This window comes from Streptomyces sp. NPDC020884 (assembly GCF_044333935.1).
Taxonomy (GTDB): Bacteria; Actinomycetota; Actinomycetes; order Streptomycetales; family Streptomycetaceae; genus Streptomyces.
The window spans coordinates 75,485-90,271 of record NZ_JBIRRY010000017.1; the positions used below are offsets into that span (position 1 = coordinate 75,485).

14 protein-coding genes and 2 pseudogenes are annotated in these 14,787 nt (G+C 68.4%); 8 read left to right on the plus strand and 8 right to left on the minus strand.

Features of this window, described 5'->3' with window-relative positions; all coding sequences use genetic code 11:
• The first annotated feature begins 289 nt into the window (after positions 1-289).
• Complete coding sequence (locus ACH4UK_RS36470) at positions 290-700, plus strand: hypothetical protein (protein WP_398363475.1); 411 nt, start codon at positions 290-292, stop codon at positions 698-700.
• A gap of 1,157 nt (positions 701-1,857) precedes the next feature.
• Here ACH4UK_RS36470 and ACH4UK_RS36475 read toward each other — a convergent pair.
• The 4 genes from ACH4UK_RS36475 to ACH4UK_RS36490 all read right to left on the minus strand — a co-directional run bounded on the left by ACH4UK_RS36475 (position 1,858) and on the right by ACH4UK_RS36490 (position 4,258).
• Positions 1,858-2,172, minus strand: coding sequence for an endonuclease domain-containing protein (locus ACH4UK_RS36475; RefSeq protein ID WP_398363504.1), 315 nt, complete (start codon positions 2,170-2,172; stop codon positions 1,858-1,860).
• 306 nt (positions 2,173-2,478) lie between these two features.
• On the minus strand, positions 2,479-2,640 hold the full coding sequence (locus tag ACH4UK_RS36480) for a hypothetical protein (RefSeq protein WP_398363476.1): 162 nt from the start codon (positions 2,638-2,640) through the stop codon (positions 2,479-2,481).
• The gene (locus ACH4UK_RS36485) at positions 2,637-3,386 is read right to left on the minus strand and encodes an SDR family oxidoreductase (protein WP_398363478.1); all 750 of its coding nucleotides are present in this window, start codon (positions 3,384-3,386) and stop codon (positions 2,637-2,639) included. The genes ACH4UK_RS36480 and ACH4UK_RS36485 overlap by 4 nt, the downstream gene beginning before the upstream one ends.
• A 125-nt stretch (positions 3,387-3,511) precedes the next feature.
• Positions 3,512-4,258 (minus strand): SDR family NAD(P)-dependent oxidoreductase, encoded by a 747-nt coding sequence (locus ACH4UK_RS36490; protein WP_398363480.1) that lies wholly within the window; start codon positions 4,256-4,258, stop codon positions 3,512-3,514.
• A gap of 244 nt (positions 4,259-4,502) precedes the next feature.
• On the opposite strand from ACH4UK_RS36490, the gene ACH4UK_RS36495 reads away from it, so the two are divergent.
• Positions 4,503-5,309: a helix-turn-helix transcriptional regulator gene (locus tag ACH4UK_RS36495; RefSeq protein WP_398363481.1), complete on the plus strand. Its 807-nt coding sequence runs from the start codon at positions 4,503-4,505 to the stop codon at positions 5,307-5,309.
• 90 nt (positions 5,310-5,399) lie between these two features.
• Here ACH4UK_RS36495 and ACH4UK_RS36500 read toward each other — a convergent pair.
• Positions 5,400-6,098 (minus strand): annotated as a pseudogene (locus ACH4UK_RS36500) (transposase); the annotation flags it as partial.
• A 92-nt stretch (positions 6,099-6,190) separates the two neighbouring features.
• On the opposite strand from ACH4UK_RS36500, the gene ACH4UK_RS36505 reads away from it, so the two are divergent.
• The gene (locus ACH4UK_RS36505; RefSeq protein ID WP_398363483.1) at positions 6,191-6,391 is read left to right on the plus strand and encodes a hypothetical protein; all 201 of its coding nucleotides are present in this window, start codon (positions 6,191-6,193) and stop codon (positions 6,389-6,391) included.
• Positions 6,392-6,661: 270 nt separating this feature from the next.
• Positions 6,662-7,018, plus strand: a complete 357-nt coding sequence (locus tag ACH4UK_RS36510; protein ID WP_398363505.1) for a response regulator transcription factor — start codon at positions 6,662-6,664, stop codon at positions 7,016-7,018.
• Positions 7,019-7,933: 915 nt separating this feature from the next.
• Here the strand turns inward: ACH4UK_RS36510 and ACH4UK_RS36515 are convergent.
• Positions 7,934-9,901, minus strand: a complete 1,968-nt coding sequence (locus tag ACH4UK_RS36515; RefSeq protein WP_398363485.1) for an acyl-CoA dehydrogenase family protein — start codon at positions 9,899-9,901, stop codon at positions 7,934-7,936.
• Positions 9,902-10,738: 837 nt separating this feature from the next.
• Here ACH4UK_RS36515 and ACH4UK_RS36520 point away from each other — a divergent pair.
• From ACH4UK_RS36520 to ACH4UK_RS36530, 3 genes are all read left to right on the plus strand, one after another.
• A complete protein-coding gene (locus ACH4UK_RS36520) occupies positions 10,739-11,551 on the plus strand; it encodes a hypothetical protein (RefSeq protein WP_398363487.1) in 813 nt (270 codons plus the stop codon).
• A 231-nt stretch (positions 11,552-11,782) separates the two neighbouring features.
• The gene (locus ACH4UK_RS36525) at positions 11,783-11,992 is read left to right on the plus strand and encodes a hypothetical protein (RefSeq protein ID WP_398363488.1); all 210 of its coding nucleotides are present in this window, start codon (positions 11,783-11,785) and stop codon (positions 11,990-11,992) included.
• 173 nt (positions 11,993-12,165) lie between these two features.
• Positions 12,166-12,768, plus strand: a complete 603-nt coding sequence (locus tag ACH4UK_RS36530; RefSeq protein ID WP_398363490.1) for a restriction endonuclease — start codon at positions 12,166-12,168, stop codon at positions 12,766-12,768.
• 211 nt (positions 12,769-12,979) lie between these two features.
• Here the strand turns inward: ACH4UK_RS36530 and ACH4UK_RS36535 are convergent.
• Positions 12,980-13,246, minus strand: a pseudogene (locus ACH4UK_RS36535) (hypothetical protein); the annotation flags it as partial.
• On the opposite strand from ACH4UK_RS36535, the gene ACH4UK_RS36540 reads away from it, so the two are divergent.
• A complete protein-coding gene (locus ACH4UK_RS36540) occupies positions 13,131-13,412 on the plus strand; it encodes a hypothetical protein (protein WP_398363507.1) in 282 nt (93 codons plus the stop codon). The pseudogene ACH4UK_RS36535 and the gene ACH4UK_RS36540 sit on opposite strands and share 116 nt — an antisense overlap.
• Positions 13,413-13,485: 73 nt before the next feature.
• On the opposite strand, the gene ACH4UK_RS36545 is transcribed toward ACH4UK_RS36540, so the two are convergent.
• On the minus strand, positions 13,486-14,454 hold the full coding sequence (locus tag ACH4UK_RS36545; RefSeq protein ID WP_398363492.1) for a pentapeptide repeat-containing protein: 969 nt from the start codon (positions 14,452-14,454) through the stop codon (positions 13,486-13,488).
• Positions 14,455-14,787: the final 333 nt, after the last annotated feature.

Sequence of the window (14,787 nt, forward strand, 5' to 3'; positions counted from 1 at the left end):
CCAGGGCTTCTCAGGGCTTCTCATAGCCCTCTGCAGGCCGGGGCGGGAGGTAACGCCAGCCGCGCCCAGACGGCTTTGCCGGTGGCCCCCGAGGTTTCCACCCTCACCCCTTGAGTGCCTCGACGATGGGCAGTCCGCGGTGGTCCTCGGCCAGGGGAGCGGGCGGTGTGAGCTGGGGCCTACGCCGACTGGGATCGTGCACGACGCAGAGCAGGCTGTGCGGGCGTCGGGTCAGGGCCAGCCATACGACGGGAGGGCTGCCGTCGGGCAGAGGAGTGCGGCGTCTGCCGTGGCGTGCCGCGTTGAATACTCGTTCGGGAACGCGCAACGGGCAATGGTGGCCGGGTTCGTCCTGCTCGTCCTCTTCGCCGGCATCGCCCTATGGGCCAGCACCACCGCAGTTGCCATCGTCGCCGGCGGCCTCGGTGCCGTCTCCGCAGCTCTCGCCGGCTACGTCGCCAAGACGTTCATCCGCTCCCAGGAAGCCGCCGCCACCCACCTCCGGTCCTACTTCGACCAGCCCCTCGAACTCTCCCGCTACCTCGCCGCGGAACGCCTCGTCGCCGACGGAGACCTCACCCAAGAACAGCGCGGGGAAATCCTCTCCGCCCTCGTGCAAGCCATGGTCGCCGGGCCGCAACCGGCCCCCGCCCCGCCGTCCGTCGTCGTCGCCTCCGTACCAGGGCAACAAGGGGCATAGCCGTCGGGCGCCATGTCGACGCCCCCACCCCGGAGAGCCGGGCAAGCGGGGGCGTCGCGGTGTGATCCATCTCAGTGCTTTAGGACGTTGACCTTCTCACCGCCGATCATTGGTGCCTCCTCTGGGCCTTTGACGTGAGGGGCAATCCAGACAGGGCGCTGAACTTGCCGCTTCGGGTGCCACTGCTGCCGCCAATGCCCCCGCACGATCCACTGGTGGTGATAGTCGCGGCCACCGTCACCTGCTCCACCTGCTGACCTGGGCCGACGGAGTTCAATGAGGCGAACCGAGGTCGGCTCGTGACCAACTCGGTGGAGACGTTTGCGTACCGCTCGGGTTGGCAGAACGTCGGTGTTCTCGGCGAGAGGTTGCCGAATGAGCAGCCACGCCGCCCGGACCGTGGTCAGGAGATAGTCGAAGAGGTTCTTCTCCCTCGTCATCTCGGACCGGCCAACGGATTCCAGGTACTGGGTCATGGAGAAAGGGATGAGGGCGGGGCCGCCAAGAGTTAGACCCCCGTGATCGCACGCGACAGCGATGCCCGTGATCCAGGCATAGGGGTCCCTGTCCCTCATCTCGCACCGTCCAGGTAGCCCCATGGACCACTGTGGGAGCCCCATCTGCGTCCACCCCCTGAAGCAGGGCCGGAGGCTCCTCGAACATCAACACGCCAGCGGGCGCGGGAAGATCTTCGAGTTCCATGTCGAACAGATCGAGAGACTGCCCCGCAGCGGCGGCAAGCTCCCCCATGGCGCCTGTTACAGCGAACAGCGAACAGCGCACCGCTCAGGGAGTCCTGGACGGCGGCCCCCAGGTACGCCGCGTCAAGCCTCTTGTCTCGGTAGTAGTCGAGAATGGTCGCGTGCTCCTGCCAGTAGCTGACACCCTCTGGAGACTCGGAGAACGACGCCAGTTCAGCGCGGACTTCGGGCAGATCTATGGCTCGGATCGTCACGGCCTCTCCTCCTGCTCGGCACCTTCATCTAACGCTCAGAACCGCATCACTGGGTGGCATCTCTGGCACAACGTCGTCGTCGGGCAACCCGTCCGAGCCGGTCTCGTCCCGCCGGCGGGTGACCTCGTCACAGCCCGGGTCTCCGCAGTGCGGCACCCGCTCCCACCCCTGCGGACGTGACCCGATCCGGCTGCGGGTGAATTCAGGCAGGTGCGACGCGGGCCGCCAGCTCGGCCGTTTGACGCACACACCCGGCGGCATCCTTGGTGATCTCCGAGCCGCTGAAGCGGATGATCCGCCACCCGTCGAGTTCGAGCTCCCGTTGCCTGGCGCGGTCCCGAGTGAAGGCCTCGGGGCTGGAGTGCCAGGTGGAGCCGTCGAGCTCAATGCCGATCTTCCGTTCAGGCAAGGCGAAGTCGAGCCGGTAACGGCCTCCGAAGACAGGGTGCTGCGGCTTCAACCCGCGCAGCTCCTGAAGGCCCAATCTGCGGCATGTCTGCCAGAAGGTCTTCTCGATGGGGGAGTCGAGCGGCTCACCTCCGCTCGCGCGGAGAGCACCCTGCTGCCCTCACGGGCGAACGTGCTCTCCGCGCGAGCGGAGGTGAGCCGTGGCATCGAGCCACTCCAGTCCGGAAGACGAGTGCTGGAGCGACCGGACCTGGATGAGTGCGGAGCGGGCCGGTGGGTGAGATCACGTGAGGAGCCAGAACCTTGGGCGGCTTCTTGCCGACAGCACTGGTACCGGCCTGCTCCCACCAAGCGAGGCTCCCCGGGGCGACCGCCGCGCGATGTGGGGGTTGGCGGATGCCGGTATCGCGCGGGTTCAGGTGAGGTTGCCGGGTGCGAGGTCGGGGCGCAGCCGGTGCCAGGAGGGGTGGCGCAGGCGTCCGGCGCGGGTCGTGTCGCGGACCACCGGCGGGATCTCCGCGAAGGGGCAGATGTCGATGGCCGCGATGCGCAGCAGCTCGGCGAGGGCGGCCGTCACCGCTGTGCGGTGGGCCGTACCACGATTTCGTTCACGTCGACCTTGTCCGGCTGGGTGATGGCGTACGCGATGGCGTCCGCGATGGTTGCGGGGTCCAGTGCCATGGCGTCGCGGCTGGCCAGCAGTGCGGCGCGGGCCTCGGGGTCGGCGACGGCGTTGACGAAGTCGGTGTGCACGAAGCCTGGGGAGACGACGGTGACGCGCAGGTCGCCGACCTCCTGCCGCAGTCCTTCGCAGACCGTGCGCACGGCCGTCTTCGTCGCGGCGTACACGGCTTGTCCGGGGACGGTGCGGTACGCCGCGGTCGACGCCACCGTGATGAGGTGTCCGGCCTCCTGCCGGCGGAAGACGGGAAGCGCGGCGGCGATGCCGTACAGGACGCCGCGCAGATTGACGTCGATCATGTCGTCCCATTCGTCTACGCGCAGCTCCTCCAGCAAGGAGACCGGCCCGATGCCGGCGTTGTTGACCAACGCGTCGAGCCGGCCGAATTCGGTGACTGCCGTGTCGACGAGGCGGACGAGGTCTTCGCGCCGCGTTACATCGGTCGGGATGCCGACAGCGCGGCCACCGTTCTGCCGAATCTCGGCGGCCAGTTGCTCGACGCGGTCGCTGCGCCGAGCGCCGAGCACGACCGCCGCACCGCGCTCCGCGAGGGCGAGCGCGGTCGCCCTGCCTATGCCACTGCTGGCGCCGGTGACGGCGATCACCTTGCCGCGGGCCTGAGTCTTGTCCGTGTCTGTCATCTTCTCTGTCTCCATCATCGCTCTGGTATTTCCTTAGGCCGTCACGCCGGGGCGCGGCCGCTCTTGCACGGTTTCTGGACGAGAGCGCACAAGCAGGGCCTCTGCCGGGCGTCCGCGCGGGCAGGTCACACCTGGGCCATGCCACCGTCGACGAACAGCTCGACGCCGTGGACGAAACTGGCGTCGTCGCTGGCGAGGAAAGCGGCGACCGTGGCGATCTCCCGCGGGGCGGAGATACGGCCGATCGGGCTGCCGGCACCCATGACTTCCAGCTGCGCGGCGACACCATCGGCCCCGAACGCCTTGGTCAGGGCTCCCCGCAGTGACTCGGTGTCGACCGCTCCAGGGCTGAGTACGTTCATCCGGATGCCGGACCCCTTGGTCTCCTGGATCCAGGAGCGCAGGAAGTTGCGGATGGCGGCCTTCGCTCCGCCGTACAAACCCATTCCGTAGGGCGGGTGGATCGACGCGGTCGACCCGATGATCGTGATGCTGCCGCCGGGACGCATCAGCGGCAGCGCCTTCTGCACGGTGTGCAGGACGCCCTTGACGTTCACCGAGAAGGTCAGGTCGAACTCCTCCTCCGTGATCGCTCCCAGGACCGAGTGGTAGCCGCTGGCTGCGTTGGCGAATACCGCGTCGAGGTGGCCGTGGTGCTCGGCGATGTGGCTGTACAGGGCGTCCATGTCGGCGGAACTGGCCACGTCGGCGCGGACGCCCGAGGCCCGCGGGCCGAGCTTGGCGGCTGCCTCGTCGACACGCCCCTGATCACGGCCGGTGATGATCACCTGTATGTCGCGGGAGATCAGTTCCTCGGCGATGGCGTAGCCGATGCCGGAGGTGGCGCCGGTGATGAGTGCGGTCTTGCTCATGATCTTTCCTTGTCTGTCGCCGGCCGTGGGCGGCCAAAGCAGGCTTTGGCCGGGCCAGGCCGTTCGGTCCGTGGTGGGCGACGGTTCGATTGGTCGTCGCTCAGAAGCTCCGGGCCACTGCGGTAGCTCTTGCTGCACGAGGTGCCCGTCGGCTCCGGGAGGAGTAGCTGCAGTCCCGGGTCCGGTCTTCAGTCTGCGATAGATTTAGCCTGGTATCCAGAGCCTGTTTATTCTAGAATTGAGAGTGGTATTCACCGTGGAGCACGAAGAAGATCAGCGCCGTGAGCTAGGGACGTTCCTGCGCAGTCGCAGAGGGCGGATAACTCCCGAGCAGGTGGGCCTGCCGCACACCGGCCGACGCCGCACCCCTGGACTGCGCCGGGAGGAACTCGCGCTGCTCGCGGGGATCAGCGCTACCTGGTACACGTACCTTGAGCAGGGCCGGGACATTCGCGCCTCGGACCAGGTGCTCGGCGCCATCGCCTCGACGCTGCGGCTCGACCGTCACGAACGCGAGCACCTCTTCCGGCTCGCCGGTCACGCACCAGCGGCCCACGCCGAAGAAGCCGAGCCGCTGGCTGCCGAGGTGGCGGCCGTCCCACACCTGCTCCAGCCCCAGCCTGCATACATCATCGACGGTACTTACGATGTGCTCAGCTGCAACCGGGCGGCCGGCGATCTGTTTCCGAACCTCATCCCAACAGTTGATCAGCCCGCGAACTTCGCCCGGTGGACGTTCCTGGAACCCGCGGCCCGGGATGTCATTGTCGACTGGGAGGCGGAGGCGCGCGGCCTGCTCGCCCGACTGCGGACGCTGGCCGGACGCCATCCAGGCAATATCCGATTCACGCGGCTGATCGACGAACTCAAGGCGGGCAGCTCGCACATGCGCGCCTGGTGGCCGGAGTATGACGTGCAAGTCCAGCACGGCGGACGCAAACGGCTACGGCCCCCGGGACGGGAAGCGGCCGACTTCGTCTACACCGCATTCCACGTGGCCGAACAACCGGAGCTGACCTTGGTCATCTACAGCGAGTCGGGCGGCCTGTAGGGGGATTCCTTCTGTGCACGGAAATGATTTTGGCGGGTAGGTGGTCGACAGGAAGATCATCCATCGAATCCGGGGGATTCGAAGCCATGACCGTGATTGGCGGAGGATCTTCCAGTTCTTCGTGCGGGCGAAGAAGTGCTCGGCGCGGGCACGGACCTGCTTGTGGGACTTGTTGTGTTCCTCTTTCCAGGCTGGGAGTTCGGTCTGGCCGCGCTTGCGGCGGTGCGGGATGACGAGTCCGGTTCCCGGGTAGCCGCCGTCGGCGATCGTGAGGGTCTTGCCGACGGCGGCCTTGGCGCCGGACTCCTCCCATGCTTTGCAGCCGTTGCGGTTCCCGGCGAGCGGCCGGCCGACCACGACGACCAGGCGGGTGTCGGCGTCGATGACGACCTGGTGGTTGGTGGAGTACCGATAGTTCTTCGACCGCTCGGCGATGGTGTGGTCTCGGGTGGGAACCAGGGTGCCGTCCACGATGAACACGGTGTCCTTGGCGAACCGCTTGCGGGGTCGGAGCGCGAGCATCGGCCCGAGGTGGCCGATGATCCGGTCCGCCGCCGATTTGGACACCCCGAACAGTGGCGCGAGCTGCCGCATCGTCAGGTTCTTGCGCCAGTAGGCCGCGACCGGCAGGGCCCGGTCCTCCAGCGGAAGATTCCACGGCCGGCCCTTGCGGACCGCGTCTGCACCCTCGCGCTGCAGAACCGTCACCAGCTTCCCGAAGGCGCGCGGGCTCAGCCCGGTGAACGGGGCTATCCAGGACGGCTCCGACGCCGTGATCACACCGACCACACCAAGATCATCCCACCGGCGACCGGTCTTCCTGGGCGACTGAAGTCATCCCTCACCGGTCCGTACCACGATCAAGTCGTACGCTCCCCACCATGACGATCGATGTCCTTGCCGAAGACCTCCAGCCCGACGATCTCCTTGAGCTCTTGACCGAGCGCGGCACCCAGATCCTCCGGTTGACCTTTGTGGAGCGGCGCACCAACGGCATCAAGTTCATGGGGCGCAACCACGAGGGGCAGCTCTACTCCAGCGGCATGAAGTACGGCCAGCTGGCGCGGTGCGTCCGGTCGTAGGCCGTACCGCCAGCCCGCCAGCCCGCCGGTAGCGGTTACGGGACAACCTTGCTGAGGGGTGTGGCCCCGGAAGTCGCCTCGTGGCACTTCGTCGTTGCCGCCGAAGCGTGCGGCCGATTCGGCCGCCCCTATGACCAGGCTCGGGCCAACGAACGGAGGGGACTGACTGATCTGGATCGTGGAGTCGCTGACGCGGAGGTAGACCTCACCGAGGCCGCGGACGCTTACCAGCGCCTGGGGGCCGTGTCCGACAGCGCCCGCTGCTGGGGCATGCTGCGAAAGCGAGGCAAGCGGCCTCCGTCCCGTCGTGGCCGCCGCAGTTATGGCGAGGCCCTTTCACCCCGCGAACTCGAAGTCGCCCGTCTGATCACGCGCGGCTCCGCCAACCGAGAGATCGCGGAAGCGCTCTTCATCTCCCCCGTACCGTCGAGCACCACGTCGCCAAGGTCCTTGCCAAACTGGGCGTCACCAGCCGTGGTGACGTCGGAACCGCTTTGCGCGACTCCCGCTGACGGAAAGACCGGACGAATCTGCGCTCGTGCGGCGACCGAATTTCTCCGTGTGTGTGGCTGCCCCGGTTGCCGTCGCGCGACACGTGGTCGTTGGCCCTGGTCGCCATGGACATAGCGCCGGACGACGGGCTTGCACACCTGGACGATTCGGTGGTGACGTTCCTCAGCGACGCGCGTACGGCCGCCGATGGGGAATCACAGCCCTTCTCGGAGCCATGTGTGTGGTCGCTGTTCTCGACCCTGCTGCGGGACGATGCCCGGTGTCCCGTGCCTGGACATCCCCGCCGGACCCCGCTCGTTCTGGGGGCCGTGCCGTTCGGCTGTGCAGAGATCGAGATGTCGCCCGGTGCCATGCTCGTGCTGGTGGGCGGGCACCCCGGGCACCCCGGGCAGAGGACTGAGTGACCGGAGCCGGACACACCACGGGCCCAGGGGAGCTGCTTGGTCCTCGGGCCCGACTCTTGGAGTCGTGCTGTCCAACACCGGAGCGCCGCCGCCGTTACGTTGTCGCCGCCGTCTCCGGCACTTCGAGAGCTTCGGCCACCCGGCGGGCCGTCGCGGCCACCCGCGGCGGCAGGTAGCGGTCCAGCGGGTCTGCGTCGTCACACGACCGGTGAGCGACAGTTCTGGGCAGCCCCATCAAGCACAGCCAGTCGCCGAAGACCGAGAAGGCCAAGGCACGGACGCCGTGGCCGGCCATCGCACCGGAGCTCACCGGGGAGGTCGACGCCGTCCACTCCGACGCCACCACCCGCACCCTGCACCTGCGGCCCACTACACCCTGTGCCGCACCCAGCTGACCCTCCACTAGAAGCCGTTCACCGGATGAGGAAGTGGCCCCCCGTCGATCCTTTGCTCCGTCACAGAGGCAGAAGATCAGCACGAAGGCCGTGGTCGTGCCGGATACGCGGGCTTGTCACAGCACTGCCCGCGGTGTCGGCACGGCAAGAAGCACCGGAGAGATACCGCGAGGCCCTCGCCGCCTACCGCGGTACCTGGACAAGGCGGCAGCACACCAACCCCGACCATTTCAGGGTCCGCCCACCAGCTCCGGGGCCCGCAGCATGGCGTCCGGAATCCCCCAGGCATCGACGAGGCCGCCCGCCAGAGGGCGGACCTTACGGCAGAGGTCGTTCACCTCGCGGGTGATCGCCTTGGAGCGCTGAACGGTCAGTCGGCCGTGCTCCATGAACCACGCCCGGTCGGACTCGATCGACGACAGGGCGAACAGGTCGCACAGCAAGCCCAGCGCGACCTTGTTGCCGCCCTCGGGCAGAGGACGCACCTTCTCGACGAACGCCTCCAGCACCAGCCGCTCGGTGTGGGCGCGGGCGACGGCGATGACGTGGTCCTGCACCTCGGAGAAGACAGCTCCGGGATTGCGCTTCTGGTCGACGCCGGCCTTGAGCCTGCGGGCCACCCCCGCAAGCATGTGCTCCTCGCGGTAGCGGACCATGGCGAGCTGGTACTCCGAGTCGAGCAAGCCGGCCTCCTGGTCCCACTCGTCGCCACCCGGCAGCAGGTCCCGTACCCGTTCGAGCAGTTTATGGGCCGACGTCTTCTCGATGACCGTCTCGACAGCGAGGTTGGTGACGTAGCGGACCATCCCCAGCTGGTCCAGGTCCTCGAACTCGCTCGCGTAGTCGGTGAGCAGGCCCTTGGCGACCAGCTGCAGCAGGACGTGGTTGTCGCCCTCGAAAGTGGTGAAGATGTCGCTGTCGGCCTTCAGCGCTGCGAAGCGGTTGACGCCGAGATAGCCCGCGCCGCCACACGCCTCGCGGCACTCCTGGATCACCCGGGTGGCGTGCCAGGTGCCGAGCGCCTTGGTCCCCGCGGCCCGGGACTCCAGCCGGCGCCGGGCCTGCGGATCGCTCTCCAGGTCGGAAAAGACGTCGTGGAGCTGCGTACGCACAACGTCCTGCGCGAAATGCAGCGCGTAGGTGCGCGCGACGAGCGGCAGCAGACGACGCTGGTGCAATCCGTAGTCGAGGAGAAGCTGCTCCTCCTCCTGCGCGCCGGCCGCGAACTGCCGCCGACGCAGGGCGTACTTCACGGCGATCGCGAGGGCGACCTTGGCGGCGTTGACCCCGGCGCCGCCGACGCTGACCCGGCCCTGCACCAGGGTGCCGAGCATGGTGAAGAAGCGGCGGTCGGGATTGTCGATCGGGCTCTCGTAGACGCCGTCCGGGGTGACGCCGGCGAACCGGTTGAGCAGCGCCTCGCGCGGTACCCGCACGCCGTCGAACCGGATGCGCCCGTTGTCCACGCCGTTGAGGCCCATCTTGCGGCCGTCGTCCTCGATATGGACACCGGGCGCCGCCGCGCCGCCGATCCGGATCGGCACGACGAAGGCGTGCACGCCCTTGGCTTCCCCGCCCACCTCCAGCTGGGCGAAGACAACCGCGAGTTCGCCGTGCCGGGCCGCGTTGCCGATGTAGTCCTTGCGCGCCTGGTCGCCCTCGGTAGTGATGACGAACTCCTGGGCGTCGACGTCGTAGCGCGCGACGGTGCCGAGCGCCTGGACGTTGGAACCGTGCCCCGTCTCGGTCATCGCGAAGCAGCCCATCAGCTCCCCGGTGACCAGATCGGGCAGATACGCGTCGTGGTGGCGTTCGGTGCCCAGGTGCAGCACCGCGCCGCCGAAGAGCCCGAACTGCACCCCGACCTTCACCAGCACCGACAGATCGCCGAAGGCGAGCGTCTCGAACGCGGCGATCGAGGCGCCGACGTCGCCGCCTCCGCCGTACTGCTTCGGAAAGCCCATACCGGTCTGGCCCGTCGCCGCCATCTCGACCACGAGCGCTCGTACCCGCTCGCGGTACGCGTCGATGTCGAGCTCGTCGGCCTCGTCCAGCACCGAGGCGTGCGTCACCAGGTTGGCCCGCACCAGATCACGGACCTCCGCATACGCCCCGTCGAGCACGTCGGTCAGCGCCCGGACGTCGAGCTCCGGCTGTACATACCCGCCGGTCGCGGGCGATGTTCTGTCAGTGGTCATACTGTTTCGCTACCCCGTCCGGAGACGAGCAATCGGTGCCCGGTAGCCACCCAACGTGGACGCCACCGCCGTCTTCGCCGACATCCCCGCGCACCGCTTCACCAGGGCCTACCGGGCCGATCCCGAGCGGAATGCCGCTCCCGGGGCCGCCGCCAGAGCCAAGGCACTGAAGAAGCTGACGCCGCCCGTGCCGGCGCGTCGAAGGACGCAGACCGATGCACACGCGGTCACAGGAGACGGACGAGGCCCGGGGGCAGCGTAACGGCTCGACTCCCTCAACAGGCTCTGCGCCGACCGGAAGCGGGCGGCGCTCAACGTGCGTTGAGACGGGTCACCCACCTCCGGTCTCTGCCCCGCAGAGAGGTTGTTTCGTTTCCGTGTCACGTTCGGCACCCCGCCCGTCCTTGAGACGGATATGACGATCTGGCCCAGGTGCAGTGCACCTGCCCTTTCGTTCGAACGGCCGCCCGCCGTCCGAGCCGCCGCAGGCACGCGACCTCGTTCGCGGCGGTAGCGAACGTCACGATCGACGACACGGTGCAGCTCGACTTCATGGCGTTGGCACTGCTCACCGTGCTGCTGCGGCATCGGGACGGGTGGGACGTCACCCTGGAACGGATCGGGCGCCGGTCGGCCTGTCCGTCCCTGCGGGCAATGGCGTGCGCGAGGTACCTGCGGCGCGGACGGACGGACGGACGGGGCGGCGGCCAGAAGGGCGAGCCCGTGCCGGCCGGGGACGGCATGGAGGGGGGGTGGCGTCCCCGGTGACGCCACCCCGGCCGCCGAGCCGGAGTCGGAGCCGGCGGTAAGGGCGGGGGTGCCCTGGCTGGTGGTCCGGTGCGGGTCGATGGCTCGCCCGGTGTCGAGCTGCTGCAGGCCATCGCGAGGGAGCGACCGGATCTGCTGCTGAAGGGCCGGACACTGCGGGACCAGGGCCTGATGGTGACTGGGCTGCTGGCGGACGGGTGGCCGGTGTCGCTGCTGCGGGAACTGATCATGCGCCCGCTGCCGGACCCGCTGGAGAAGAGCGTCGGCGCGGTCATCTCCTACCGCCTGCGATCGGCCGCCAGGGTTGCGATCCCGGTCCCGTCCTCGGCGGGCGGCGTGACCGTGCCGCACCAGGCTGTCCTTCCGGACCCTGCGGTGCCGGGGGAGGAGCGGGAGGAGGGGCCGACGCCCGCCCCCGCCCGGTGGGAGGACATGCAGGAGAAGCACGAGCAGTCGCGGCGCGGCATCAACCGCAACCTGGGCTGTGAGGCCGATGACGGCCTCTGCCCCACCCTGGCTGTGGTCGGCGAGACCCGGTGCACCGACCACCTCGGATGGCCGCTGCGCCCAGGGTTCGACGAGCACCCATGCACCCGCCGAACCCGCGACGGCGCACAGTGCGACAGCTGGCAGCTGCAGAAGCTGCACACCCGGCTGACCCACGTGCTGCCTTTGACCGAGACCGACGATGGCACCTGCCCCGGCCGCACAGGGCTCTGCGGCCGCACGACCATGCCCGGCGACCGATTCTGCGCCCGCTGCCGAATCGCTCCCCAGCAGAATCGCGACCACATCAAACAGGAATGGAATACGGCTCTGAAGACCACCGTAGCGACAGCTAAGACACGAGAGAACCAGGAGGCGGCAACCGCACCGTTCTGAGCGCCGAACTGCGCCTCCGAGCCCATCCGTTCCCCGACCGGAGCGGGAGACCGGCGCACACGCGACCCTGACGATCTTCCCTTTGAAAGGCCTCTCACCTGCGGTTCACTACGAGATCCGGCCAGCCGGTCACTTCAAGTCATCATCCGGTGACCTGGCGGCGCGGCGTACGCGATACGGATACACAGGAACGACGGAACAGGACCGAGAGTAATCCGGGGGCGGAACAGCATGCTGACCATCAACGTAGGCGTGCTGCTCGTCGTCATCGTCCTGCTGCGCCTGCGTCGCCGTACCGAGTCCCGGAGCCGGAACGACGAGAAGCTCACCGTGATCATCGTGCTCGCCCTCGGCGTCGTCATCGCCCCGACCCCGGTCGGCGAAGGCATCCTCGACTTCCTGAGCCAGCTCGCCTCCGGCATCACCGACTCCTCCCGCTGAACCCCCTTTTTCCCGGAGCCGCCCCGATGGCCACCCGCCGCCCCCACCCTCGCCGTCGGCCCGCGTCCCGACGTAACGTCCGCCGGTCCGCACCGCGCCGCAGCACCTCCCACCGCCCCCGGCCTCGGCGTTGGTCCCGTCGACGAGGTCGGCGCTCCGACCTCCATGTACTGGTGCTCAGCGTGGTGGTCCTGGCCGCGGCGTGGGCGGCGGTCTCCTGGCTCGTGAGGAACTGGTGGGCACTGATCGCCCTCGCAGCGCTGGCCACGATCGTCACGGCCGGTTGGGCCCACCGGCGCCAGCAGCAACGGACATGGGCACGTACGCGCCAGCAGGCCCTGCGCTACGGGCTCCCCGAGCTGGACGCCCTGCACCACCGCGACTTCGAATACGCAGTCCGCGACCTCATGCTCCGCGACGGGTGCACCGACGCCCGCCAGATCGGCGGGGCCGGCGACAACGGCGCAGACGTCCTGGCCACCGACCCCCTCGGCCGCACCTGGGTCATCCAGGCAAAACACCGCCGTGACGGCGACCGCGGCTCGGCCGTCGGCACCCCCGACCTCCAGCGCGTCAACGGTACCGCCCGCCAGCTCTACGGCGCCGACGTCGTCCTCGTCGTCACCAACGGCCGCTTCTCCACCCGCTGCGCGCCCCTCGCAACGCAGCTGCACATGCACCTCGCCGACCGGCGGGTCCTCGCGACGTGGGCGAGCGGCGGGCGCCCGCTGTGGGAGCTGCTCCCGAAGATTCCCGCACCCCGCCACGGCCGGTAGCGCCGTTCGGCGAGGCCCCAACTGTCGTTCCCGGCGAGGCAAACCACCCTTCGACACCATGAATTCGACCCGGTTTTTTGGCCCGGATTTCTTTCTGTGAGCCTATCCGGACCCAGGCGGGCCGTGGCCGCCAGCCGTCGAGGTGCATGGGCCGGGTGGTGCCGTAGGCGTGGCGGCGCAGGTCCGCGGTCCGGTGCCAGAGGTTCCGGACCTGTGGGTCCTCGCAGACGCGGTCGACGATCGCCCGCAGCGCGCTGTTGGCCAGCGCGCCCTGGCGCAGCTGCGCGAGCAGGGGCGGGGCCCAGTGCTCCTCCCACTGCGCGCACTGGTCGCGGCCCGGACCCGGCAGCAGGAGGTCCACCATGACGTTCGCGCCGGGCCGGGCGGTCCAGGGGCAGGCGCGTGCGGCACGCCGGTTGAACGCGAGGATCCCGAAGTCGGGCCCCTCCAGCAGTGCGGGGAAGGGCAGTCTGCCGATGTGGTCGCGCAGCGAGTTGGCACAGCTGGCCATAGACGCATTGGACGCCCCCGACGTCCTCCCCGACGCCCGCGCCGACGCCCGCGCCGACGCCCGCGCCGGACGCCCCCGCCGCGCCTCCCCTGTCGACGCTCAGCGCCGCCGCCAGGTACGCCCCGTCTCCTGATTTCTACCCTGGTCCCGTCCGACGACATCGTCCCTCCGCCCCGCAGCGGAGGGCGGTGGGGGACCGCTGCGCATTACTCGCCCGTCACCGCGCCTTCACCTCCGACTCCCGGTTCCTGACCATCAGGTGCTTGCCCACTCAATCTCTTCAGCACAAGCCGATGCTGCGAGACCTGCCGGGGCAGCAGGGTCGTCTCGTCGAACACAGCGCGCAGCAGACCCACCACCGTCAACTGCGCCTCGTTACTACGGTCCTTCAAGTCAGCGCCCCGCAGATCCGTGCGATCCAGGTTCACACCGCGGAGATTCGCTCCGCCCAGCTGCGCCCCACGCAGATCTGCGTCAGCAAGGTTCCCGCGGAAGAACTCCGCCCCTCTGAAGTTCACCGACCGGAACCGGCCGAATGACATGTCGCAACGCAGCAACGCTGTGTACGAGAGATCGATGGGTTCCGGCTCTGTGCGAATGGGGCGTCGTCCTAGAACCGTCAGCGCCGCCTGCACATCGTCCCTCATAGGCGGCACGTCTTCTGCGGCCATGTCCTCATCAACGCTCGACAGCGGCGCGTGCTGACGTACGAAAGCGGCAAGGACCTGGACAACCGTGTCGTGATCCTTCTCCGAGTCTCGCATCACGCGCTGCAACGCATAGATTCCACCCAACCGCTCTGTCAGCCCGCCTTTCGGATCCTGCGCGGCCAGCAGCTTGATCGCCTCGACGTAACGATCCGTGACCTGCCCTTCGAGGGTCAGTCTCGTCTGATCACGATCTTTCCGCCGGGTGTGCTCCAGCAAGGCGAGTGAGGTCAAGTGATTACGGTGCGTGTACATCAAGCCGACGGCGGCTGTGGCCGCAACGCCGACGGCGACAAGTGCGGTACGAAATCCAGTGATCACGACTCCGTCAGCCGGCTCCAGGTCTCGCTCTCGAAGGTGAGCCCCGTCGAACCACCACGGGCCCTTCCATAGCAACAACCCAAAGATGATCACGCCTACGAGCGCCCCCAGGGCCATCAGACAGGAGCGCAGTGTTCTCTTACTCATGCCCGAAGTATGGCTGCAAGAAGAACAGTTGATCCGGTAGCGGAAGCAACCTGAGCACCCACCGGCCGTCCTGCCAGGCACCGGCTTCTGCTCCAACTGAGCCGTGCGACCGCTGCCCCTTAGCCACGCATCGCAGCAGGTCAGGGGCATGCACCCTTCTTGTAGTAGAAGCGCGGCCGAGTGAGACCCTCAGCTTCCCACCCACCCCCGACCTCTCACCCGCATCTGTGTAAGGCGCCCGACTTGGTCGCCAGCCACGTCTCTGCGCGCGTCTTTCCTGCTCCGGCGTACGTCGCTTAGTGCGTGCTGCGGATGAGCAGGAGTTCAATACTG

Coding starts and splice junctions, on each gene's coding strand:
- ACH4UK_RS36485 (WP_398363478.1), bottom strand. CDS start 3,386: ATGACAGACACGGACAAGACTCAGGCCCGCGGCAAGGTGATCGCCGTC.
- ACH4UK_RS36490 (WP_398363480.1), bottom strand. CDS start 4,258: ATGAGCAAGACCGCACTCATCACCGGCGCCACCTCCGGCATCGGCTAC.
- ACH4UK_RS36505 (WP_398363483.1), top strand. CDS start 6,191: ATGACGATCGATGTCCTTGCCGAAGACCTCCAGCCCGACGATCTCCTT.
- ACH4UK_RS36510 (WP_398363505.1), top strand. CDS start 6,662: ATGCTGCGAAAGCGAGGCAAGCGGCCTCCGTCCCGTCGTGGCCGCCGC.
- ACH4UK_RS36515 (WP_398363485.1), bottom strand. CDS start 9,901: ATGACCACTGACAGAACATCGCCCGCGACCGGCGGGTATGTACAGCCG.
- ACH4UK_RS36525 (WP_398363488.1), top strand. CDS start 11,783: ATGCTGACCATCAACGTAGGCGTGCTGCTCGTCGTCATCGTCCTGCTG.
- ACH4UK_RS36540 (WP_398363507.1), top strand. CDS start 13,131: ATGACGTTCGCGCCGGGCCGGGCGGTCCAGGGGCAGGCGCGTGCGGCA.
- ACH4UK_RS36545 (WP_398363492.1), bottom strand. CDS start 14,454: ATGAGTAAGAGAACACTGCGCTCCTGTCTGATGGCCCTGGGGGCGCTC.